Source organism: Robertmurraya sp. DFI.2.37, assembly GCF_029211245.1.
Classification (GTDB): Bacteria; Bacillota; Bacilli; order Bacillales; family Cytobacillaceae; genus Robertmurraya; species Robertmurraya methanolica_A.
Genome location: NZ_JARGEJ010000003.1, coordinates 14,113 through 35,320 on the forward strand (window position 1 = coordinate 14,113; position 21,208 = coordinate 35,320).

The window sequence follows — 21,208 nt, forward strand, 5'->3', positions numbered from 1 at the left end:
AATCCCTATGTTATTAGAAGCAGAAATTAAAGCACAATTAGCCCACTATCTTCAGATGATGGAGGGTGACATTCTTCTTAAAGTGAGTGCTGGAGACGACCAAGTCTCCCGCGATATGCTTGCTTTAGTCGATGAAGTATCATCAATGTCTTCCCACATTAAAGTAGAAAAGGCAACTTTAAACAGAACACCTAGCTTCAGTGTGAATCGCATCGGGGAGGATACAGGCATTACATTTGCCGGAGTTCCCCTTGGACATGAATTCACTTCATTCGTTCTCGCTCTTCTTCAAGTAAGTGGACGTGCTCCAAAAGTCGATCCGAAAGTCATCGAGCAAGTGCAGAAGATTAAAGGGGAGTATTACTTTGAATCCTATATAAGCTTGACTTGCCATAACTGTCCTGATGTTGTTCAGGCTCTTAACGTGATGAGCATTCTCCATCCTGGGATCAGTCATACTATGATTGACGGTGCTGCTTTTAAAGAAGAAGTAGAGAAAAAAGATATTATGGCTGTACCTACGGTATTCCTTAATGGAGAACCGTTTGGGAGCGGGCGTATGACCCTTGAAGAAATCCTGGCTAAAATAGGCAGTGGTCCAGATGCTTCAGAACTTGCTGATAAGGAACCATACGATGTCCTTGTCGTTGGAGGCGGACCTGCTGGTGCTAGTGCGGCTGTCTATGCAGCACGCAAAGGGATTCGTACGGGGATGGTCGCTGAGCGTTTCGGCGGTCAAATTATGGATACACTCGGAATTGAAAACTTCATTAGCGTTAAGTACACAGAGGGTCCGAAGCTTGCAGCAAGCCTTGAGGAGCATGTAAAACAGTATGAGAATATTGATGTGATGAACCTCCAGCGTGCAAAGCGTTTAGAGAAAAAGGATTTAGTTGAGATTGAACTTGAAAATGGCGCCGTGTTAAAAGGGAAAACGGTGATTCTTTCAACAGGAGCGCGCTGGCGTAATGTGGGTGTCCCAGGCGAATTAGAGTTCAAAAATAAAGGGGTAGCCTACTGTCCTCACTGTGATGGTCCATTATTCGAAGGAAAACGTGTAGCCGTTATCGGTGGTGGGAATTCTGGAATTGAAGCGGCCATTGATTTGGCTGGCATTGTGAAGCATGTCACGTGATTGAATTTGCGCCAGAACTAAAAGCAGACTCCGTCCTTCAAGAACGTTTAAGCAGTTTAGCAAACGTAACGGTGATCAAGAACGCTCAAACGACTGAAATTACAGGTACTGACAAAGTAAATGGGATTTCGTATAAGGAGCGGGCAACAGAAGAAATTCACCATATTGAATTAGAAGGAGTCTTCGTTCAAATTGGTCTTGTTCCAAATACAGAATGGTTGGCTGATACCGTTGAACGTACACGTATGGGTGAAATTGTTGTAGATAAGCATGGTGCTACAAACATTCCTGGCGTCTTTGCAGCAGGAGACTGTACCGATAGTACTTATAAACAAATCATCATTTCCATGGGTTCAGGTGCAACAGCCGCTTTAGGTGCCTTTGATTATTTAATTCGTAACTAATAGGATGAAGAGGACTAATGTCTCCCTTGATATTAAAAAGACCCTGTCTTAACGACAGGGTCACTTATAGAATGCTGGGCCTATTATTAATAAACATCCTTCCATTCTGCGATATTTTCTTGATCAAACTTAAATGGATCTCCAAGCATGATTTGCGTTCCTTCTCAAATCTTCTACAACCTCAAGAGAACCAAGCTTCAGATGCTCGCCCTGATGAACTGAACCTAGATTTCCCTTCATTGCTGTTTACAAGCAGGAAAGTAAATGAATTGAAATGATGTCAAAAGAAATAAAAAATATAGCAACAAGTGTCTACATAGTCAAGATTTTTTTAAAAGTAATCGAGTATTTGTTAAATCCAGATGCAAGTTAATGCGTTCTATCCACCATATTACTTAACAGGACTTTAAATATAGTACATTCTGCACTATTCTCTCTTTTCTTTCATGATTCCCCTTCCATAACTAGTACTATTTTAATATACTATGTGTAACATGATATAATACTGGAGGTTTACTAAGCTTGTGAAAGGAGAGATACGATGGAGTTTTTACCTTTTGGAGAATCTCTGAGAAATATACGCAAAAGAGCCGGTTTTAGTCAAAAGGAACTAGCTTCTGGCATATGCTCTCAGGCCCAAATTAGTAAAATTGAAAAAAATCTTGAAATTCCTTCAGCACTGATTTTAAATGAAATTTCTAAAAAACTCGGTGTTGATATGAACTACTTTTTTGAAATCCAACAATCGCATACGATTGAATTTATAAAAGAGTTCAAAAGTAAAGTGTGGAATTTAAAAAGACAAAAAAAATACGCAGAGCTGCAAAAACTAATCTTAAAAACAAAAAAACATCCCCTTTTTCAAGATGGAGAAAATCTAAAATTTCTAATTTGGCATGAAGCGATCTGTCTTCATTACGTACAAAATAAATCCTCCGAAGCGGTTGACCTATTAAAAAAAGGACTCCAAATTAACCCTTACGAAAAAGAAGAATTTTTTAAAGAGATTGATATACAGATTATCAATAGCCTGGCCGTTTTACAAAAAGAATTAAAGATGTTTGAAGAATCAGAAGCTAATTTCCAAAAAGCTTCTGAACTTCTAAAGCAAATTCCGCAGTTAACGGATAATACAATTGAGTTAAGAAGATTGTTCGGGTTATCACAGCTATATACAGATACCGATAGGTTTGAGGAATCTCTCACTGCTTGTATAGCTGGAATTAAGCTTTGTAATGAATTAGAGACCCTTTATTTATTAGGGCATTTCCAATATCAATTGGGAGAAAACTATGCTAAGCTTGGCAAAATATCTGAAGCGAAGAAAGCTTTTAATAAAGCATGTCTGATTTTCCAACTCCAAGACAACCCGTTTTATGTTAAGCTAGTTAAAGAAAATGAAGCTGAACTAATAGGGGAAAATCATTAGTTTTTTGAAGTAAGAGGTGTAGATTTGAAAATGTTTAGTCTTGGTCAAGCAATACGGGAACTTAGACAAAAAATGGGATTAAGCCAAAAAGAGCTGGCTTCTGGTATCTGTAATCAAGCCCAGATTTCAAATATTGAAAAAAATAATTATATCCCATCGGCAATGCTGCTAAATCAAATCTCCACTAAGTTAGGCGTGGATATGAATTATTTTTTTGAAATGCAAGAATCCTACAAAATTGAGTATATTAGCAATAGTAAGAAATATATTCGTCAACTCGTACGAAATAGAGATTATGAAAATTTATATTTCACAGTCCTTTCTGAAAAAAAGCATCCATACTATCAAGAGAAAGATAACTTACAATTTATTTTGTGGCATGAAGCCATTTGCATTCATTATGTGAAAAAAAATTCAAAGTTAGCCTTTGAGATGTTGGATGAGGCTCTGCACATAACCAATAACAAACGCTACTATACAGAACAAGAAATCGAAATTCTTAACAGTATTGCCGTAATCAAACGAGAAACTGGTTTCTTTGAAGAGTCCGAACAACTGTTTCGGGAAGCGCTAAAAAAACTGCGTGAAGTTCCTAAATTAACCAATCATTCAATTGAGCTTAAACTGCTATTTGGGTTAGCCCAATTGCTTACTGATATTGAGAATTTTAAAGAGTCATTACACTATTGTGAAAAGGGAATAAAGATTTGCAATCAGGCTGAAATTTTATCCATATTAGGTGAGTTCCTTTATCAACGCGGGGAAAACCTTGCAAGATTAGGAAATTGCGAAGAAGCTCGAAAATCATTTGAGCAATCAATCCATATATTCGAAATTCAAAATAATACTTTATTATTAGATTGCGTTAAAGAAAATCAGGCTGCACTACTAGGGGAATAAAAGTACAAGATTTCCTCCGAGAATGCAAAGGAGCTTTCCCTCGTGCTAATCGAAAGGCAATGGTCAAAAAGGATAGACAAAAGAGGTAGTAACTCCTCCATGTCTATCCTTTTTATTAGGACTATTCACTTTTCACAAAGCTTCCCGTATTCATCCATTCGAATTGACGATGTCTAATCTGATACAAAATCATCGGATCATAAAATTTTTCCGGATTCGATTTGAAGGTTTGCAATTCCTTTTCATACAGTTCTTTATCTTTCTCTAACTGCTCAACCGTATTTTGTAAATCGTTGATTGGATTGCTAAAAAACATGGAAATATCACGATCTAAAGAACGCTCAAAAATATCAAGTTGCTGCAAAAATCTTTTTGTAATCAATTTTGTTACTTCAGTGAAATCTTCATGTTCAATATGTTTTTTGTACTGTCCTGCTAAAAATCCTTTATTTTGGGATAAACCACCTAATAGTTTCCCTGCACTCTTTAGTAAAAATTGGGTTGGGCTAAACCGTAAAAAGAAATTCTCTTTTTCATAAGAGATGAAACTAGTCATCCGTTCCATGTCACGCTTCCAATCATTAAGGACTTGAAAATCACATTCCATCTGCAATCGTTCTTCCCCTAATAATTGGTTCAACCCGTCTGACATCTCATCCAAAAATTTCTTGCTTTCAATAAATTCTAATTCCGATTTCTTTACCCATCCTTGAAACTTCTTCTGGAACAATGGCTGTACTGTTTCGTATAAATATTGCTGAACTCGATCATTCATGGCCTCATTGATCTCAACATGTATGTTTTTGAAATCACTATTTTCAGTCACCAAGTCAGAGCAACTCTTTAAAATTTCTGGGATCTTTGACTCAATACTTTCTTTAATATCCTCTTTATTAAGCGCAAATGATTTCTTAATAACCTTGTTCTTTGCAAATTTCAAATCATCTAGCTGATGGACTGCCCCGTTTAATTTTGAGAGGATTTCCTTATGCCAATTAATATTGGTTTGAAGCTGCTTCTTCTGCTCTTCTTTCTTTTCTAATAAAAGATCCAACAACTTTCTAATTAATTGTAACAATACTTCATAACGTCCCACTTCGTTAAATTCTTGCAAAAACAATTTAACATCATCATCATTTTTGATTTTGATTGTTTCTCCATCCCATTTAAGGAGTTCGGACATATTAATCGCTTCATCCTCACCCCAATTAATAATATCAAATAAAAGCTGTATACTCTCTTCCATAGACCTTATTGAAACAGGTTCACGACTTATGAAAGCTTCTGCATTTTCAACTAATCTCCTATCCAACGTTGTTGGAAAATAATCATTCCATGCTAAGATCCCGCCATTTACTAGCGGAGCATCTTCTATCTCAACAACTCTTGCCCAATTTTTAAATAAATCTGGGATAAGATTTTCGATATCTTTAATTAAAAACTTACCATTTATTAAAGTAAAGAATACCTCACGGAAGAGCTTCTTCGTTTCCTGCCAGCGCTCCTCTTCACCGACTTCCATTTCGTTAAACATTTCGTTCAAACTTTGCACCCAATTTAAAAGCTTACCATCTTCCTCGTTTCTCTTCCATAAAGAGGAAAGTAATTGTTCAAAATGCGCTTGGCTAAATTCCTTTAAAAGCATTAAGCTTTCTTTAAAATATTCAGGTGGTAATTCTTTTGTATGCCCTTCTACTACATAGGACTTTAAGACTGAAAACCACTGAACTGACTTTAATCTTTTTCCTTCTTGAACAGCTAACTCAACTGCACTTTTCCAATCTTGATTTTCCTCATAAAATCTTCGTGCTGTTTCCGTTACTTTCGGATAATCTGGATTAATCGAAACGACCCATTTTATAATATGATCGGCCTTCTCTAAATTACCAAGTTTTGTATATAAGGAAAATAAGCGCAAACCTATTTCGGAATTTAAGACAAGAGACTCTGTCACAATCGATGTATAAAGCTTTTCACCTTCTGAATAATAGCCTAATTGAACGTATGCATCCGCCATATTCTTTTTCGCCCATGAGTTCAATTCGTTATTCACATATTCCCATTTATAAATTGCAGCCTCAAAATCCTTATAATGATAATAAAGCTCACCTTGTGCATAGCGGATATTCGATAGGTCTGCCTCATCTTTGCTCTGCTCGTCGGCAAAAAGCTCACCTAAAACTTCCACTGGATTCTCATATTTATCTTCACTCAGAAATTGCTCAAAATATTGTCTGTTTTTTAACATTTCTTCTAAACTCATAGCATCCTCCGAAGAATGTATTTTTAAAGCGAAGTCGATTACCATCGACGTTTTTTTACTATTCCTTACTCTACCATGATAATTTAGCAAAGGACTATATGAGAAAAGTAACAATCTTACGCCCCGCTTCTTAAAAGACTATGGGACGATCTGCTCTGTCTACAAAAAGTTAATTGCCAAAAGTACTTAGCATGGTACAGCCTTTACGGTTCTGGAACTTTCTACCTCCACTTTATAAATATTGGCTCCTTTATGACTATATGTCGGGTCATTTGTCATATTTCTATTGAAAATGAAACTTTTTTTATCAAATTAAGAACAAATGTCACTACTTTGTTCTTAAAAAAGGAGGACAGATTATGTTAAGGTTATTCCATTGCAAAATAACAAGGAGGTAGCAGCATGAATTCAATTATAAAAAGACTAGTAACAACAAGTGTTGCTACTATCGTATTTTTAACAATACACAGTGGCATCACTTTTGCAGAAGAGCAAGATGAAAACAAATTAGATATATTAAGCGAGGGACAATTGGACAATCAAAATGATTTTCCCTTTTCAGCTATAGAAAACCCTGATAAACTAATTAATGAAGGGATATTAAAAGAGACACCCGGATATGAGATTTCATCAAAAGAAAAAGACTTGCTGGCTCGTTTAGTTGAAGCTGAAGCGAAGGGTGAATCGTTTGCAGGAAAGGTTGCTGTCGCTACAGTTGTACTAAATCGAGTCGATTCAAATCAATTTCCGAACAGCATTACGAATGTCATTTATGAAAAGGTTGGCAATGCTTATGCTTTTTCTCCTGTTCAGAATGGAGAAATTAATAAACAAGCATCAGAAGAAGCGACTCAAGCGGTTGAAGAAGCATTAAAGAGCCCAGACCGTTTAAATAATGCGATCTATTTTTACAATCCAGAAATTGCAACAGATGATTGGATTCGTTCACGTCAAATTGTCAAAAAGATTGATAACCATGTTTTCGCAATCTAAATAGGTTTAAAAAAGGCGGTTCATCGGAAAGTTCTGAATCGACTAAAATGCTTTACTTCCAGAGGTCATTTCAAAAAACGAGGGTTAATCATGCATAGACTTACTAATCAAATTTTTGTCTACTTAGGATTTCTTGCTTCCATATTTTTAGGGATCTTTTTTTTAGAAACTGTCCCATTTTTTATCACAATGTTGATTGTGATGGCTGTAATGGGCGTGATTACAATGCTTGTGCGCACGATGTATTCCTTTGCCATCCTGATTACTTTTATCCTCATTATTGCTTTTTACAATGTGGGAATTTCTTGGTTTATGCAGTGGGATATGAAACAACAGGGAGTTAATATTGGCACGCAATCGCTATTCTCATTCGCGGCCTTGATGGCCTGGATGAGTGGTTATGCGATCCAAAAAAACCAAGAAACACTGATTTCACTAAATACCGAACTGGCTTTATTAAGAAAGTATGAAGAATATACAGGATTGCTCACTTTTAATGAATTTATTGAGCAAGCACAGATTCTTTTTACTGGAATGAAGCGAAGAAAGGAACATGGCTTTCTCGTTTATATTGGTATTAAAGAGAACACTCCTTTTAAACAAAGAATTTTAAAAGAAAAATTAACATCTGTGCTGCTGACCTCTATTCGCACAAAATTTGATTTGGTGGGCCAGCTCACCCCTGTAAAACTAATCCTTTTTTTAAACAATACAACTGAAGACGGAGTTGAAATTGTTATAAATCGAATTAAAGAAAATCTCCAACAAGAAAACCTTGAAGATGGGGAATTCAGCTTTACTGTAGAGGCTGTTGCAGATTTATGGGAAGTGGTCATCCAGCGTATTCAATTACGACAAACTGAGGAGGATGCACCATGACCATAACATTGACGATCATTTCTATTTGTTTCTGGGTACTATTAGCGTATTATTCGCTCTTAACAATTGCAGGAGTTGTTTTTCGTAGACAAAAGAAAACCTATGCACAGCTAGATCACTATCCAAGTGTTGCCGTTCTGATTCCTGCACATAATGAAGGAGTCGTTATCGCTGATACCTTATTTGCAATGACCAAAATTCAGTATCCAGGAGAACTAAAAATTTATCTTCTTAATGATAATTCAAAGGATGATACTGGTGAAATTGCCGACTACTATGCATCCAAATATAATCATATTTATCATATTCATGTACCTCCGCAGACACCGAGTGGAAAATCGCGTGTTTTAAATTATGGTTTAGAAGTAACGCAATCGGATTATATTTGCGTTTACGATGCGGATAATCAGCCTGAGCCTAAAGCACTGCTCATGCTCGTTGAAGCAGCTGAGGGAACTGCACATGCTGTAGGGGCAGTCGGCTACGTAAAAAATATCAATGAAAAAGCCAATATGCTGACAAGAATGATTTCCTTGGAATTCTCCGTCTTTCAATTGACAATGCAAGCTGGACGCTGGAAATTATTTCGGCTCGGTTCGCTAACAGGAACGAATATGCTTGTCAAACGCTCAGCTCTCCTTGAAGCTGGAGGTTATGATCCGAAGGCCCTGGCGGAAGATGCAGACTTGACCCTCTCCCTTACCGAAAAAGGAGGGCTGCTTCCTATTGTTCCCGAAGCGAAAACATGGGAGCAGGAACCAGAAACAATTCGTGTATGGATTAAGCAACGGACGCGCTGGATGCAAGGGAATTTATATTTAATTGATAGCCCTTTTTCAATTCTTCATGGTTTTTCTCATAAACATCTCTTCTTCCCTATGATATGATAGAATTGACTAGTTTTATATGAGGAGAATATTCATGTTAAAAAAGCTGCACGATTTATATGCTCGATCGATCTTATCCTCTACTACTCCTGACTTCCATGAATATGAGCATTATTACTGGTTTCATTCTGATATTGAAAGCAACTGGTTAGGAATTCCGAAAAATGAGCTTGCTCATAGAGAATTATCAATCTTAAAAACGTTGTATCATCTATATGATCCTAGTTTACGCCCGACTCTACAGCAAAGCTGGTATGATTTTTTATTTTCAAACGGAGAAATCCCCTATCAAACAAGCAATGAGCCGATACGATTGATCCATTTTAAAATGAAGAAAATGGATTGGGAAAAGGAAGATCTAGAATCTACCTTAAAAAACTTTTTTATTTCAAATATTTCCATCGTTTGGATAGATGAACTTGAAGGAGTGATTCTTGAAAAGCAAGGAGATCATAGTTTAACGAAAAGCAACTTGAGCTCGCTGCTTTCAAATTTAGAATCTGATCTATTTATCCAAATGTCCATTTACGTTGGCAAACAACACGAGGTCGATACTGCTCTTCCTAGCCATTTCTTAAAAGAACGAAAATGGTTCAAAGAAGGACTTCATGCTCTCCCGTCTGAACGAATTTTCAATTTTGAAAAAGTTTTTCCTTTTATCTTAGTTGAGCAAATGTCTCAAGAGCTCAAACAAAATCTTTTAGCGAATTTCACCCTTATCCATGAAGAGCGTGAGCTTTTAAAAACGATTCGGATCTTTATCGAGTCCAGCTTTAACGTTTCCCTCACAGCCAAAAAAATGTACATTCATCGCAATACTCTCCAATATCGAATTGAACGCTTTACGGAAAAAACAGGGATAAACTTAAAAGACTATCATCAAGTCTCAACAGTCTATTTTGCTTGTTTGCTCTTTGATCTAGATGAATAAGAAGTAAACACCGCCACGTTGCTTCCTTTTTTTACGTGGCGTTTTTTTGTTGTTGGATGTATTTAGTAAGATATTTATGAACATTATTCTAATGCATACGACTTGGACGCCTTTAGCTTGTATATTTTGGGAAGCAGATAAATGAAGATATAACTTTTTCATCGTTTTCGCTTGTTTTTATTATGTCTAAGTATTTCCTCCTTAAGCAGGCGAAATTACTTTTAACCTATGAATTATGAGTCTTTAACTTGATGTAATTAAATTTATTCATTAAAAAATAGCAAACGAGGGCAACAGTTTCCTTCTTTGAAGCATGGCTTTTCCCTAAAAATAGGTGTTTGAATTAATACAAACTCGTCACTCCTTTCATATTGTATTAGTGAATCATTAAACGAAAGGGGAATAAATCATGCATTGTAAACAACCATCTCAAGTATTACCCGCGATTGTACACCCAACTAAATGTTGCACAACACATTCTTTTAATAACGTTGTACAACCGCATATTCATCCATCTCACACAACACACGTAAATCATACTAATATTCAGAACCAACACTATTTTCCTCATACTCAATCTGCAGTAAATCAAGTAACTTCTACAAACATGAATATGGGACCAGGACCTAGTGTTGCTGGGGCATTCTCGCCTGCTCCAGGGCCAATGCTCGGACAAGTAGCGGGTGCCTATTCACCAGGATCAGCCCCTGGTCAAGTAGCAGGTGCATTTGCTCCAAACATGCCTGCTCCTGGATCACCAGGATTCCGTAAACCAGGATTTGGGCGTTAAAATTTGCTAAACCACTCCCAATCTAGAAGACCTCACCAAAAATTGGTGGGGTCTTCTGATTAAAGAGATACTTACAAACCATTCAGACTTGAAGATTGACGTATGCTCAACAGTTTTATAATATATGAAGTGGAATCATGACCATAAGAGGTTCATAGCGTCACCCTCTATAAAAAACTATGGATACATGATACTTTCCATGTCCATAATGGACATGGTTTTATTTTTTATTAGGAGGATTTTATGATGTCAGGTCGAAATAAGGAACAAGGTTTAGATGACTTAACGTTACTCGGAAATCAGCATACAAACTATTCATTTAATTATGCACCAGAGGTTTTAGAATCAGTAGATAATCTTCATTCCGAACGGGATTATTTCGTGAAATTCAACTGTCCTGAATTCACAAGTCTATGCCCTATCACATCACAGCCAGATTTTGCAACGATGTATATAAGCTATATTCCAGATAAAAAAATTGTCGAGAGCAAATCGTTAAAGCTTTATTTATTTAGCTTCAGGAACCATGGAGATTTTCATGAAGACTGCGTCAACATCATCATGAATGATTTAATTAACTTACTTGATCCTCGCTATATTGAGGTTTGGGGAAAATTCACGCCTCGTGGAGGAATTTCCATTGATCCATGGTGCAACTATGGAAAGCCTGGAACGAAATATGAGGAAATGGCTAACTTCCGTTTAATGAACCACGATTTATATCCGGAGAAAATTGATAATCGTTAATTTGCGAATGAGGTCTTGATCTATAATCAAGGCCTTTTTTAATCATTGGCTTTGTTAAACAACATGGCTCTTTAAACGATTTTGGGCTCATTTCATATTCAGGCATCTTTCAGTTGGTAATTTTTTAAAATTGAATTTAGTGGTTCGTAATAACTTGATATGGCTCCTCTGACTTTTGAGCATCATGCCGTCCCTCCATTAGACCATATTAAGAAATACTTTCACATAGTTCTAAATCGACGCTTTCTTTTTGTTTCAACATATCGGTATTAATGAAGCCAAACCGACTGATTGCCAATTTTATTCAGCAAGGCTTTATGTTAAAATACGTTTAAAAAGGAGTGAGAAGATTGTATGTAAAAGAACTTTCAAAACCGGTTAAAATAAGCGTCCTTGAAGTATTGTTAAAGAGACTTGTTGATCATCACCCGAAACAATCAGAAATTGAAAGAGATTTGACACTACTTGTAGCTGGCTACAAAGGGGAAAAAGCTGTATCCTATTATTTAAATTTTCTTCCTAAAAAAGACTATTATATTTTTCACTCATTACGGCTTCCAAATAATGGTCATTATTTTCAAATGGATTATTTACTCCTCACAACCCGCTTCGCCCTCATCCTCGAATGCAAAAATTTTTTCGGTACTCTCTTTTTCGATCAATCTTTCCATCAGTTAATCCGTACAGTCAACGACAAAGAAGAAGGCTTTCATGATCCTCTTTCTCAAGTAAAATGGCATCAGCACCAGCTTCAAAATTTATTCCACACTTGGCGCTGTCCTCTTCCCATCGAGTATTTCGTCGTCATTGGCAACCCTTCAACTATTGTTAAAACGAACCCTCAAAATAGACATGCTCTTACCAAAGTTGTTCATGGGCATCGATTGTTAAATAACATCCAAGAGATCGAACGAAAATTTCAGAAAGAAGTATACGATGTTAAAAAAATACGCAAATTATCGAAATTACTGGTGAAGCAACATACTCCCGAGACTTTTGATCCCATACAAAAATATGGATTGACTTACGAAGACATTTTGACCGGAGTAAAATGTCCAGAATGCGGACAAGTTGGCATGATTTATAATCATGGAAGCTGGAAGTGCCAGCAGTGTCAAATAAAAAAGAAAGATGCCCATGCAGAATCGCTAAAAGATTACGCATTACTTATTAGCCCTACGATTACAAATCAGGAATTTAGGCGTTTTTTCCACGTTACATGTCCTGATGTAGCCAACTATTTGCTAAAGAAGCTTCAACTGTCCCATTCAGGAGGTACAAAAAATCGTGTGTACTATTTGAACGAAGGTGAATTCTGGAAAAATCAGAATTAATTCCGGAATTTTTCCACTTAATTCCGGAAAAAACAGAGGTAATTCCGGAAAAATGACAACAATTCCGGAACTGTACCCTATAATTCCGGAAATCATCAAAAAGGACCACTCACAAAAGTGGTCCTAACTAAGATAATAGAAGAATTAACACGAAAAAATAGAGAAAGGTGAATTTGAGTACCCTCAAATTCACCTTTCTCTTTATTAGAGGCTATTTGTGTCCCAGCCTCTTCCAATTATGTTAATCTCATTTTAAAATCTTCATATCCAAACTTGTGTAAAACATGGCAATCACCATTTTTATCACGAATGGCAATAGAAGGCAATGCCATTCCATTAAAGGTCGTATTTTTAACCATTGAATAAATAGCCATGTCACCGAAAACAAGTCGGTCTCCAGCTTTTAAGGGCTCATCGAATGAATAATCGCCAATATTATCTCCAGATAGACATGTTGGCCCTCCGAGACGGTATGTGTAGGCTTTCTCGCCTGCCTCACCAGAACCAAGAAGCGGCGGACGATAAGGCATTTCTAACACATCAGGCATATGGCAAGATGCAGATGTATCCACAATAGCAATATCCATCCCGTTTTTCATCGTATCTAGTACGGTTGTAATTAAAAATCCAGCATTTAGCGCGACTGCCTCGCCTGGTTCAAGATACACTTTCAAGCCGTACTTTTCCTGCATCCTTTTAATACAATCCTCCAGCAATGGAATATCATAGTCATCACGAGTAATATGATGGCCCCCACCGAAATTAATCCATTCGAGCTGTGAAAGCCAAGGGCCAAACTTTTCTTCAACTGCATCAAGAGTTGTAGCCAGATCATCAGAATTTTGCTGACAAAGAGTATGAAAATGGAAACCGGAAACCCCTTCCAATTGCTCTGGACGAAAATGCTCTATTGTCACACCAAATCGAGAGCCGATCGCACAAGGATTATAAATATCATGACCCACTTGAGTAGAACACTCTGGATTTATGCGAAGGCCAATCTTCTTTCCAGCCTTTAACACTCTATCACGGTATTTTTCTATCTGTGAAAACGAGTTGAAAATAATATGGTCACAATAAGAAATAATCTCGTCTATCTCATCTTCTCGATATGCTGGGGAGAAGACATGGTTCTCCTTTCCCATCTCTTCATATCCGAGCTTCGCTTCATACAACCCACTTGCTGCAGTTCCACTTAAATACTGTCCAATAAGCGGATACATAGAATACATGGAAAATGCCTTTTGCGCGAGAATAATCTTCGCTCCAGTCCTTTCCATGACTCCTTTTAAAATTTGCAGGTTTTTTTCTAAAAGGGCTTCATCCACTACATAACTTGGTGTCGGTAATTGTTCAAAACGCATACTATCTGACTAGCTCCGGTTCTTTTGCAGTTTCATCCGTATCAACAAGCACTGGGTTGAAATCCTCTTGCCATGGAAGTCCCCATTTGTTTAATGCTTCCATAAATGGATCAGGATCAAATTCCTCAATATTATAAACACCAGGTTTATTCCATTTTCCAGTCATGATCATCATTGCTCCAATCATTGCAGGCACTCCTGTTGTGTAAGAAACTGCTTGAGAACCCACCTCTGCGTAACATGCTTCATGATCACAAACATTATAAACGTAATAGGTTTTCTCTTTGCCATCTTTTTTACCACGGAAAATACAGCCAATATTTGTTTTCCCTTTTGTACGAGGTCCAAGGGAAGCTGGATCAGGCAGGACAGCTTTTAAAAATTGTAACGGGATGATTTGTTTTCCCTCGAATTCAATTGGTTCAATGGAAGTCATTCCCACATTTTCAAGAGCCTTTAAATGGGTCAAATAACTTTGCCCAAATGTCATGAAAAAGCGAATACGCTTAAGTCCTGGGACATTTTTTGCGAGAGATTCAAGCTCTTCATGATAAAGTAAATACATATCCTTTTCACCAATCTCAGGGAAATCATAAACGCGCTTTATTTCCATCGGCTTTGTTTCAATCCATTCACCTTTTTCCCAATATCTGCCATTAGCTGAAACCTCGCGAATATTGATTTCAGGATTGAAGTTTGTAGCAAATGGATAACCGTGGTCCCCTGCATTACAGTCAAGAATATCAATATACTCTATTTCATCGAAATGGTGCTTTAACGCATGTGCAGTGAATACACCCGTTACCCCTGGATCAAAGCCGCTCCCTAGCAAAGCTGTAATGCCAGCTTTTTCGAAACGCTCTTTATAATCCCATTGCCATTTGTATTCAAATTTTGCTGTATCTTCAGGCTCATAGTTTGCTGTATCTAAATAATGGGTTTTTGTTGCAAGACAAGCATCCATAATCGTCAAATCCTGGTAAGGTAATGCTAAATTCATCACGATATCCGGTTTCACTTCTTCAATCAGAGCAATAAGGTCTTCAACATTATTGGCATCAACCTGTGCAGTTGTAATCTTTGTTTTACCACCATCTAATTTTGCCTTTAAATCGTCGCATTTTGATTTTGTTCGGCTCGCAATACAGATTTCTTCGAATACCTCACTGTTTTGCACACATTTATGGATAGCAACTGATGCCACTCCACCACAACCGATAATAAGAGCTTTTCCCATTTTTTCATTCCCCTTTTCCATAAGATTTTTGCTCACGGCCAAAGAACAAATAAAAAAGCAAGTGAAAGAACGCAAAGGCTTGCGTATCACTTGCTTGAGATATAAACATAAATATTTAAAAGCTGATTAAAGACATGAAAATAGTATGTATTTAACTGATCATGAATGGAGAGCTTTTAAAATATTTAAATATATCAATAGGTTCAGAGTCTATATAGCAAATAATTACTTTTACCACTCTTATTGACCGTTTCACAAGTTGATATGCATCCGCACACTGGTTGTAAAGTAACCAACTTATAAAATTTGAGCTTTTAACTCAATCAATAAGGCAACTAAGTTGCCAATCGGCATTTGACCCGGCGAACCGATGCCTTAACTTTTTCGAATAGAAAAAGTGGTCAAAATTATCTGCTTGGAAAGACTCTAATATTGACTATCTGCTTTCCATTAATAATTCATTCACTATATTAACAACAATCATCTAAAAATGCTAGAAAAAAATTAAAAAATGTTGAAATTAAATCTCACAACACTTCTTTAAGCTCCCCATTATTACTTCGCCTGCCCAATCACATTTTATGAAGATGTACTAATCAAAGGACACCATCAATGACTCAGAAAATAACTGAAATTCTGGTCATCGTCTTAAATATTGACGAGTAAAAATGTTTCACAAATTGTTAATACTTATTGTGATTGCTATCGATAGAATATCTATATACTAGATATAGAAAGCGCTTACTTCGTACTATGTCTTAAAGGGGTGTTTATGGTGAACTATCAGGAAATCAAACAAACATTGGTAGAAAAGAAGCATCACCTAGAGGATAAATTAAAGGATCCAAATTTACTAAGCGAACAAAAAGTTGAAATTCAAAATGCGATTGATAATTATGACTATATCATTGAATTAACTGAAATGAACCACTATAAACGAGGGACCCTCATTGAAGGGACGAGCAATAACGAATAATAGCTTAACTCGAAAAGTCTATAAATAACCACAAGAGGATTTGGACCTTCTCTAAAACTTGAGAGCTTGCGCAAGCAAGCTCTCTTTTTATTGCGCAAAATGATGACTCGACTTCCATAACTTCTCTTTTGCCATAACATACTCATTATGCAACTTCTCTATGAATTGAGCAGCAGTCGAAATTTCTTTAACCGCTCCAATCCCTTGACCACTTCCCCAAATATCTTTCCATGCCTTTGTCTTCGCATCACCAGCAAAATTCATTTTCGAGGGATCACTTTCCGGCAATGCATCTGGGTCCAAACCTGCCGCGCGAATCGAAGGAGCCAAATAATTGCCATGGACTCCTGTAAAGAGATTGCTGTAAACAATATCATCTGAATTACAGTCAACAATTGCCTGCTTATATTCTTCCGCTGCCCTCGCTTCTTTTGTTGCAATAAACGGCGAACCAATATAGGCAAAATCTGCACCCATCGCTTGAGCAGCAAGGATAGCGCTTCCATTAGCGATTGAGCCGGCTAATGCGAGAGGTCCCTCATACCATTCCCGAATCTCTTGTACTAATGCAAATGGACTTTTACTTCCTGCATGGCCGCCAGCACCAGCAGCTACTGCGATTAACCCATCAGCGCCTTTATCAATGGCTTTCCGGGCAAAATGATTATTAATAACATCATGAAAAACGATCCCACCATAGCTATGTGCAGCAACATTCACCTCTTCTCTTGCCCCAAGCGATGTAATAATAATGGGAACTTTATACTTCACACAAAGCTCCATGTCCTGTTCAAGACGACTATTGGATTTGTGCACAATTTGATTAATCGCAAACGGAGCTGCAGGCTTCTCTGGATGCTTCACATTATAAGCAGCCAGTTCCTCAGTAATTTCTGCAAGCCATTCGTCTAATTGGGATGCAGGTCGTGCATTGAGGGCAGGCATTGCACCGACAATTCCCGCCTTACATTGTTCGATTACAAGTTTCGGATTACTAATAATAAAAAGAGGTGAACCGATGACCGGAATACGCAAATTTCGAAGAATCGATGGAATCATAGACATTTTTCTCCCTCCAAAATATTTACTCCCATTTTTCTAAAGCATTTTCTCGTAAAATAGAACGGATGATATGAATGGAATCCCATTCTCCTGAAGAAAAAAAGGTAATTGGATATTTCTTGCTAAATAGCTCCGCTTGTATCTCAAATTCTGTTAACCCTTGTTTTCGTAAAGCTAACGTTTTGCCCTGTAACTCTTGCAAATAATGAAGTTTCTTTGTCAGCGCCCTGCGCCCATCTTTGACAAAACCTGCATGGCAGCAAAACATTTCATCAAAATCATATGTCAATACCGTTTCAATAGATTGAATCATAAGGGGAATGTTTTCTTCACGTAAAACAAGTTTTGTTTTCACAGTCACATATAAATCACCCGAAAATAATTGACCTGTTTCCCGATTTAAAAAAGACAGATGATCGCTCGTATGGCCAGGAGTGGCAATCACATCCCAAGTTGCAGTCCGAGATGAAAAAGTTTTAGACAATGGATGTGCATCATAGGGCTTTCTTTTTCCCCAAAAAAACTTGCGATACTTAGGATAATCTGCTTTTTTTGCACATTGTTCAATCGTCATCTCATTTTGATAGATTGGAAGCTTAAATGTCCTTTGTAAATAGGCTGCACCCCCTGTATGATCCTCGTGATAATGTGTGATTACAACTTGTTCAAGAGTAGATTCAGCAAAAAAAGGGATAAATTCATTGAGTAAAACTTGCGCACCTGTATCAATAAGAACTCCATCTAGTTCAAAACAATAAACATTCAAATGAACATTATGAAAAGAAACAAGTCCTTCGATATAACGGACATTACTCTTCTCACCCTTAACGGACCGTTTTTTTACAAGCAAATAACCACCACACCTTCAACTGTACCTACATGTAAGATAACACAAAATGAATGACTATTCATTATAAATTTTCAATTTATTCAAAACACTTTAAATTATATCGATATGCATCAATTGATCATAATTGATTATAGTAAGGATGCTATTGTGAGGAGGCATAAAGAGCGTTGTCTTTCATGATCATCGCAGGTACAAACGATGAAAGCTTTCACTAAACTTCGATACACTAATATCCAACAACAGTTTCTAAGCAATAAAAAAAAGAGCATCTTCATAATGCTCTCAGAGTGAAGACAAAGCTCAAAAATATTAGACGGCAGTTACCTTCAGGCTGATTGAAAACGTTTGTCTTTCGAGGCGCGAAGCCTTGGGAAGAGCGGAGTTACCATAGAAGGTAATGAGCACTGGACAAGGTGAAGCAACAAAGAAAGCGAGCGTTTGTCAACAGCCTGAGAGCATCTTCATAATGCTCTTCTCATTTTGCCCAATAATGAAAGTTCTCACTTTATGGATGAATAATCTAATTCTTTCATTAGCCATACAGAAGCTAATCTTTAATAAGATGACCTATTTTTTCTTCGATGTATTGAGTCTCTAAAAAGTCAAGCTTTAAAGCTAGATCAAGATAGATTGGACTATTTGGGCCGCTTTTGTGATATAGTTCGTTCTTTTTGGAGCGAAGAACACTTATCTCTTTAAGTAATTCCGTATTTTCAAACGGAACTAAATTCTGCTCTTTCATCTAAACTACACCCCGCTGAAAATTTAAATGCTTGCTTTAATAAATAGAAAAAACTGTTAAAATTTCGTTTTCCTAACTATCAAAGCATCACTGATAGTAACACAGTCCAACTAGCATGTAAATAATCAACTAATGGGTCAAAAAACTGAAAATAATTTCGAAATACTATATTATCGTCTATGAAACCTTCATATATATAGAAATGATATAAAATGTCTCTCTACTCACCGCAAAATATTCGTTATATTATAATAGCATTTCGACAAAAAATAAAAAAATTGTCAAATTACTGAACATTAAGTTAGTTAAAGCTTTTCTATTTTAGATTAACAGGTGTGCAGACTGCATATAATGATTCTACTGATGTAGAAATCTCAACCTTAATAACTTTAAATCCACTACTATTCGGGCCACTATTCTCTCTCTTCATGATCATTTGCTTTTCTTTCATAACTCGTTCCTTCCCTTCACATATTAATAGTACAGAAAGCAAAATAAAGATGAACTCCTCCAATAGAGAAGAGTTACCTTATTTCACACCGAAGATATTATATGCGACGAGTCGAAAAAAGTGATTCAATTCAAAAAGATCAAAAAATCTGATCTAAATAATTTCCATCGCCGTTCAAAATTGTGAGGCCTTGTTTTTGTAGTTCATTCCATATTTTTCGATCTAATGCATATGGCTCTTTTTTTTTGCAAAACTTTAATTTCATTCTCAGAAAGTTCCAGTTCATAATCATTGATGCCATTTCTCGCAGTCCAAAGATAATTCTCCAATTTCATGATCATGACCTTATAAGAATCATCCCATTCCAGCAATTGACGCTCAATTGTTTTCGATACATGAATTAAAAAATCCTCCTCATTAAAATATTTTGCCATGTAGTTTCTTGCCGCCCCACTAATATTCATACAATCCATCTCCTTTTACGGTCACAAAAAAACTCCTTTTGCATTGGATACAAAAGGAGTTCCTACCGTTTTATCATCCAAAGCCATCTGCTTTGCTGGTTGGAGCACCTTGCATACATACAGGTTGCTGTGACGTCTTAGAGCCAGTTCTCTCGGTCACTCTTGATAACGATTCAATTACTCTTATTATAGACAGAATAATTCACGAATTTCAATTATTTCTTCATTTATTTTTGTTTGAAATATATTCAATTGCAATGAAATATTTCTGTTCGAAGCGCTTAATCAAAAATTGCTACATGAAAATGTCATGCTTAAAGCAGAATAAAGAATATGAATACATTCAAAAAGCTGCTGCAAATAGAATGGCTAGTGATCGTGATTATTTTGTTTATTCCAGCCACCCCTTCTTCCAGCCGCACCCATGACATTAACACGAAAACGGTCTATACGTATGAAGCATTAACTGAAGACTTAAATAAACTTTCGGAGCTCTACCCAGACATGGTTACTTACAAAGCACTTGTCACCACTACTTATGGAAGAAAAGTATGGGCAATTAAATTAGGACATGGCAAACGGAACATTTTAATACATGGTGCTCATCACGCCAGAGAATGGATGACCAGTGCTCTATTAATGAAAATGCTTCATACGTATTTAACAGCATACGAAAGTAATCAAAACATAGATGGTTTTAGTCCAAATATCTTGAATCAAGTATCGATCTGGTTTGTCCCTATGGTGAATCCTGACGGAGTAACGTTGCAACAATTCGGACTCCATGCCTTTCCTACCAATATTCACTGGAGTCTAATAGAAATGAATGAAGGCTCAATTCATTTTATTCGTTGGAAAGCAAATATTCACGGAATTGATCTAAACCGCCAATATCCTGCCAATTGGGAAAATTTAAAAGGAGTTAATAGGAGACCTAACTACCAATTTTACAAGGGTAGAAGACCATTAGAGGCAGATGAAGTAAAAGCACTGGTTGAATTTACCCGTAACATTAAACCAGAAATTGCCGTGTCTTATCATTCATCTGGAAATATGATTTTTTGGGGCTATCATCAATGGGGTCTAACCCATACAACTAACTTTACCGATGATTATTATACAATTGCTGAAAAAGTTGCTGAGATAACAAATTACGAATTAGAGGAGCCCGCTTTTCACCAACAGGGTGGCGGCTTTACCGATTGGTTTGTACAAGAATTTGAAAAACCTGCTTTTACAGTAGAAATCGGCTCTTTAATTGAAGACAGTAGCTTACCGCTTATTGCCTTCCCGTCAATTTGGGAGCGCAATAAAGCCATCGGCCTGTTTCTCGCTGAAAAAGCGCTGCAAAAAACCAAAGAATAGCAACA

At 36.8% G+C, this 21,208-nt stretch carries 18 protein-coding genes, 2 pseudogenes and 2 riboswitches; of the genes and pseudogenes, 12 read left to right on the forward strand and 8 right to left on the reverse strand.

The window, feature by feature from the left end:
* The first annotated feature begins 7 nt into the window (after positions 1–7).
* From ahpF to PZE06_RS02445, 3 genes and pseudogenes are all read left to right on the forward strand, one after another.
* Positions 8–1,539 (forward strand): annotated as a pseudogene (gene ahpF, locus PZE06_RS02435) (alkyl hydroperoxide reductase subunit F).
* A gap of 541 nt (positions 1,540–2,080) precedes the next feature.
* Positions 2,081–2,968 carry a helix-turn-helix domain-containing protein gene (locus tag PZE06_RS02440; protein WP_150913941.1) on the forward strand — a complete coding sequence of 296 codons (888 nt, stop codon included), beginning with the start codon at positions 2,081–2,083 and terminating at the stop codon, positions 2,966–2,968.
* A gap of 30 nt (positions 2,969–2,998) precedes the next feature.
* Positions 2,999–3,868, forward strand: coding sequence for a helix-turn-helix domain-containing protein (locus PZE06_RS02445; RefSeq protein WP_225310591.1), 870 nt, complete (start codon positions 2,999–3,001; stop codon positions 3,866–3,868).
* 121 nt (positions 3,869–3,989) lie between these two features.
* Here the strand turns inward: PZE06_RS02445 and PZE06_RS02450 are convergent, their stop codons facing one another.
* The gene (locus PZE06_RS02450) at positions 3,990–6,131 is read right to left on the reverse strand and encodes a tetratricopeptide repeat protein (RefSeq protein ID WP_150913945.1); all 2,142 of its coding nucleotides are present in this window, start codon (positions 6,129–6,131) and stop codon (positions 3,990–3,992) included.
* 402 nt (positions 6,132–6,533) lie between these two features.
* Here PZE06_RS02450 and PZE06_RS02455 point away from each other — a divergent pair, with 402 nt between their 5' ends.
* From PZE06_RS02455 to PZE06_RS02485, 7 genes and pseudogenes are all read left to right on the forward strand, one after another.
* Positions 6,534–7,124 (forward strand): cell wall hydrolase, encoded by a 591-nt coding sequence (locus tag PZE06_RS02455; protein ID WP_150913947.1) that lies wholly within the window; start codon positions 6,534–6,536, stop codon positions 7,122–7,124.
* Positions 7,125–7,214: 90 nt separating this feature from the next.
* On the forward strand, positions 7,215–8,003 hold the full coding sequence (locus PZE06_RS02460; protein ID WP_150913949.1) for a nucleotidyl cyclase domain-containing protein: 789 nt from the start codon (positions 7,215–7,217) through the stop codon (positions 8,001–8,003).
* Positions 8,000–8,872: pseudogene (locus PZE06_RS02465) on the forward strand (glycosyltransferase family 2 protein); the annotation flags it as partial. The gene PZE06_RS02460 and the pseudogene PZE06_RS02465, both read left to right, overlap by 4 nt.
* 52 nt (positions 8,873–8,924) lie before the next feature.
* Complete coding sequence (locus tag PZE06_RS02470) at positions 8,925–9,821, forward strand: PucR family transcriptional regulator (RefSeq protein ID WP_191963132.1); 897 nt, start codon at positions 8,925–8,927, stop codon at positions 9,819–9,821.
* Between the two features lie 409 nt (positions 9,822–10,230).
* On the forward strand, positions 10,231–10,611 hold the full coding sequence (locus PZE06_RS02475; protein ID WP_150913954.1) for a spore coat protein: 381 nt from the start codon (positions 10,231–10,233) through the stop codon (positions 10,609–10,611).
* A gap of 141 nt (positions 10,612–10,752) precedes the next feature.
* Positions 10,753–10,798, forward strand: a riboswitch (PreQ1 riboswitch).
* Between the two features lie 59 nt (positions 10,799–10,857).
* Complete coding sequence (gene queF / locus PZE06_RS02480; protein ID WP_150913957.1) at positions 10,858–11,358, forward strand: preQ(1) synthase; 501 nt, start codon at positions 10,858–10,860, stop codon at positions 11,356–11,358.
* A gap of 350 nt (positions 11,359–11,708) precedes the next feature.
* Positions 11,709–12,692, forward strand: coding sequence for a nuclease-related domain-containing protein (locus PZE06_RS02485; RefSeq protein WP_150913959.1), 984 nt, complete (start codon positions 11,709–11,711; stop codon positions 12,690–12,692).
* A 236-nt stretch (positions 12,693–12,928) separates the two neighbouring features.
* Here the strand turns inward: PZE06_RS02485 and nspC are convergent, their stop codons facing one another.
* Entirely contained in the window at positions 12,929–14,056 is a 1,128-nt protein-coding gene (gene nspC, locus PZE06_RS02490) for a carboxynorspermidine decarboxylase (RefSeq protein ID WP_150913961.1), read from the reverse strand.
* A gap of 1 nt (position 14,057) precedes the next feature.
* Entirely contained in the window at positions 14,058–15,293 is a 1,236-nt protein-coding gene (locus PZE06_RS02495) for a saccharopine dehydrogenase family protein (RefSeq protein WP_150913963.1), read from the reverse strand.
* 772 nt (positions 15,294–16,065) lie between these two features.
* Between PZE06_RS02495 and PZE06_RS02500 the strand changes: the two genes are divergently transcribed.
* Complete coding sequence (locus tag PZE06_RS02500) at positions 16,066–16,269, forward strand: DUF3896 family protein (protein ID WP_225310584.1); 204 nt, start codon at positions 16,066–16,068, stop codon at positions 16,267–16,269.
* Positions 16,270–16,356: 87 nt separating this feature from the next.
* Here the strand turns inward: PZE06_RS02500 and PZE06_RS02505 are convergent, their stop codons facing one another.
* From PZE06_RS02505 to PZE06_RS02525, 5 genes are all read right to left on the reverse strand, one after another.
* Positions 16,357–17,334, reverse strand: coding sequence for an NAD(P)H-dependent flavin oxidoreductase (locus PZE06_RS02505; protein ID WP_150913965.1), 978 nt, complete (start codon positions 17,332–17,334; stop codon positions 16,357–16,359).
* A 19-nt stretch (positions 17,335–17,353) separates the two neighbouring features.
* Positions 17,354–18,181, reverse strand: a complete 828-nt coding sequence (locus tag PZE06_RS02510; protein WP_150913967.1) for an MBL fold metallo-hydrolase — start codon at positions 18,179–18,181, stop codon at positions 17,354–17,356.
* A 547-nt stretch (positions 18,182–18,728) separates the two neighbouring features.
* The gene (locus tag PZE06_RS02515) at positions 18,729–18,923 is read right to left on the reverse strand and encodes a hypothetical protein (RefSeq protein ID WP_150913969.1); all 195 of its coding nucleotides are present in this window, start codon (positions 18,921–18,923) and stop codon (positions 18,729–18,731) included.
* A gap of 316 nt (positions 18,924–19,239) precedes the next feature.
* A complete protein-coding gene (locus tag PZE06_RS02520; RefSeq protein ID WP_191963133.1) occupies positions 19,240–19,416 on the reverse strand; it encodes a hypothetical protein in 177 nt (58 codons plus the stop codon).
* Between the two features lie 161 nt (positions 19,417–19,577).
* Entirely contained in the window at positions 19,578–19,838 is a 261-nt protein-coding gene (locus PZE06_RS02525; protein ID WP_150913971.1) for a hypothetical protein, read from the reverse strand.
* A 67-nt stretch (positions 19,839–19,905) separates the two neighbouring features.
* Positions 19,906–20,010, reverse strand: a riboswitch (SAM riboswitch).
* Positions 20,011–20,171: 161 nt separating this feature from the next.
* Between PZE06_RS02525 and PZE06_RS02530 the strand changes: the two genes are divergently transcribed.
* Complete coding sequence (locus PZE06_RS02530) at positions 20,172–21,203, forward strand: M14 family metallopeptidase (protein WP_150913973.1); 1,032 nt, start codon at positions 20,172–20,174, stop codon at positions 21,201–21,203.
* Positions 21,204–21,208 lie beyond the last annotated feature (5 nt).

Excerpts from the sequence above, each read along its gene's own strand:
- PZE06_RS02440 (WP_150913941.1), top strand. The coding sequence starts at position 2,081 with ATGGAGTTTTTACCTTTTGGAGAATCTCTGAGAAATATACGCAAAAGA.
- PZE06_RS02445 (WP_225310591.1), top strand. The coding sequence starts at position 2,999 with ATGTTTAGTCTTGGTCAAGCAATACGGGAACTTAGACAAAAAATGGGA.
- PZE06_RS02450 (WP_150913945.1), bottom strand. The coding sequence starts at position 6,131 with ATGAGTTTAGAAGAAATGTTAAAAAACAGACAATATTTTGAGCAATTT.
- PZE06_RS02455 (WP_150913947.1), top strand. The coding sequence starts at position 6,534 with ATGAATTCAATTATAAAAAGACTAGTAACAACAAGTGTTGCTACTATC.
- PZE06_RS02460 (WP_150913949.1), top strand. The coding sequence starts at position 7,215 with ATGCATAGACTTACTAATCAAATTTTTGTCTACTTAGGATTTCTTGCT.
- PZE06_RS02470 (WP_191963132.1), top strand. The coding sequence starts at position 8,925 with ATGTTAAAAAAGCTGCACGATTTATATGCTCGATCGATCTTATCCTCT.
- PZE06_RS02475 (WP_150913954.1), top strand. The coding sequence starts at position 10,231 with ATGCATTGTAAACAACCATCTCAAGTATTACCCGCGATTGTACACCCA.
- queF (WP_150913957.1), top strand. The coding sequence starts at position 10,858 with ATGTCAGGTCGAAATAAGGAACAAGGTTTAGATGACTTAACGTTACTC.
- nspC (WP_150913961.1), bottom strand. The coding sequence starts at position 14,056 with ATGCGTTTTGAACAATTACCGACACCAAGTTATGTAGTGGATGAAGCC.
- PZE06_RS02495 (WP_150913963.1), bottom strand. The coding sequence starts at position 15,293 with ATGGGAAAAGCTCTTATTATCGGTTGTGGTGGAGTGGCATCAGTTGCT.
- PZE06_RS02500 (WP_225310584.1), top strand. The coding sequence starts at position 16,066 with ATGGTGAACTATCAGGAAATCAAACAAACATTGGTAGAAAAGAAGCAT.
- PZE06_RS02505 (WP_150913965.1), bottom strand. The coding sequence starts at position 17,334 with ATGTCTATGATTCCATCGATTCTTCGAAATTTGCGTATTCCGGTCATC.
- PZE06_RS02515 (WP_150913969.1), bottom strand. The coding sequence starts at position 18,923 with ATGAAAGAGCAGAATTTAGTTCCGTTTGAAAATACGGAATTACTTAAA.
- PZE06_RS02525 (WP_150913971.1), bottom strand. The coding sequence starts at position 19,838 with ATGAATATTAGTGGGGCGGCAAGAAACTACATGGCAAAATATTTTAAT.
- PZE06_RS02530 (WP_150913973.1), top strand. The coding sequence starts at position 20,172 with ATGAATACATTCAAAAAGCTGCTGCAAATAGAATGGCTAGTGATCGTG.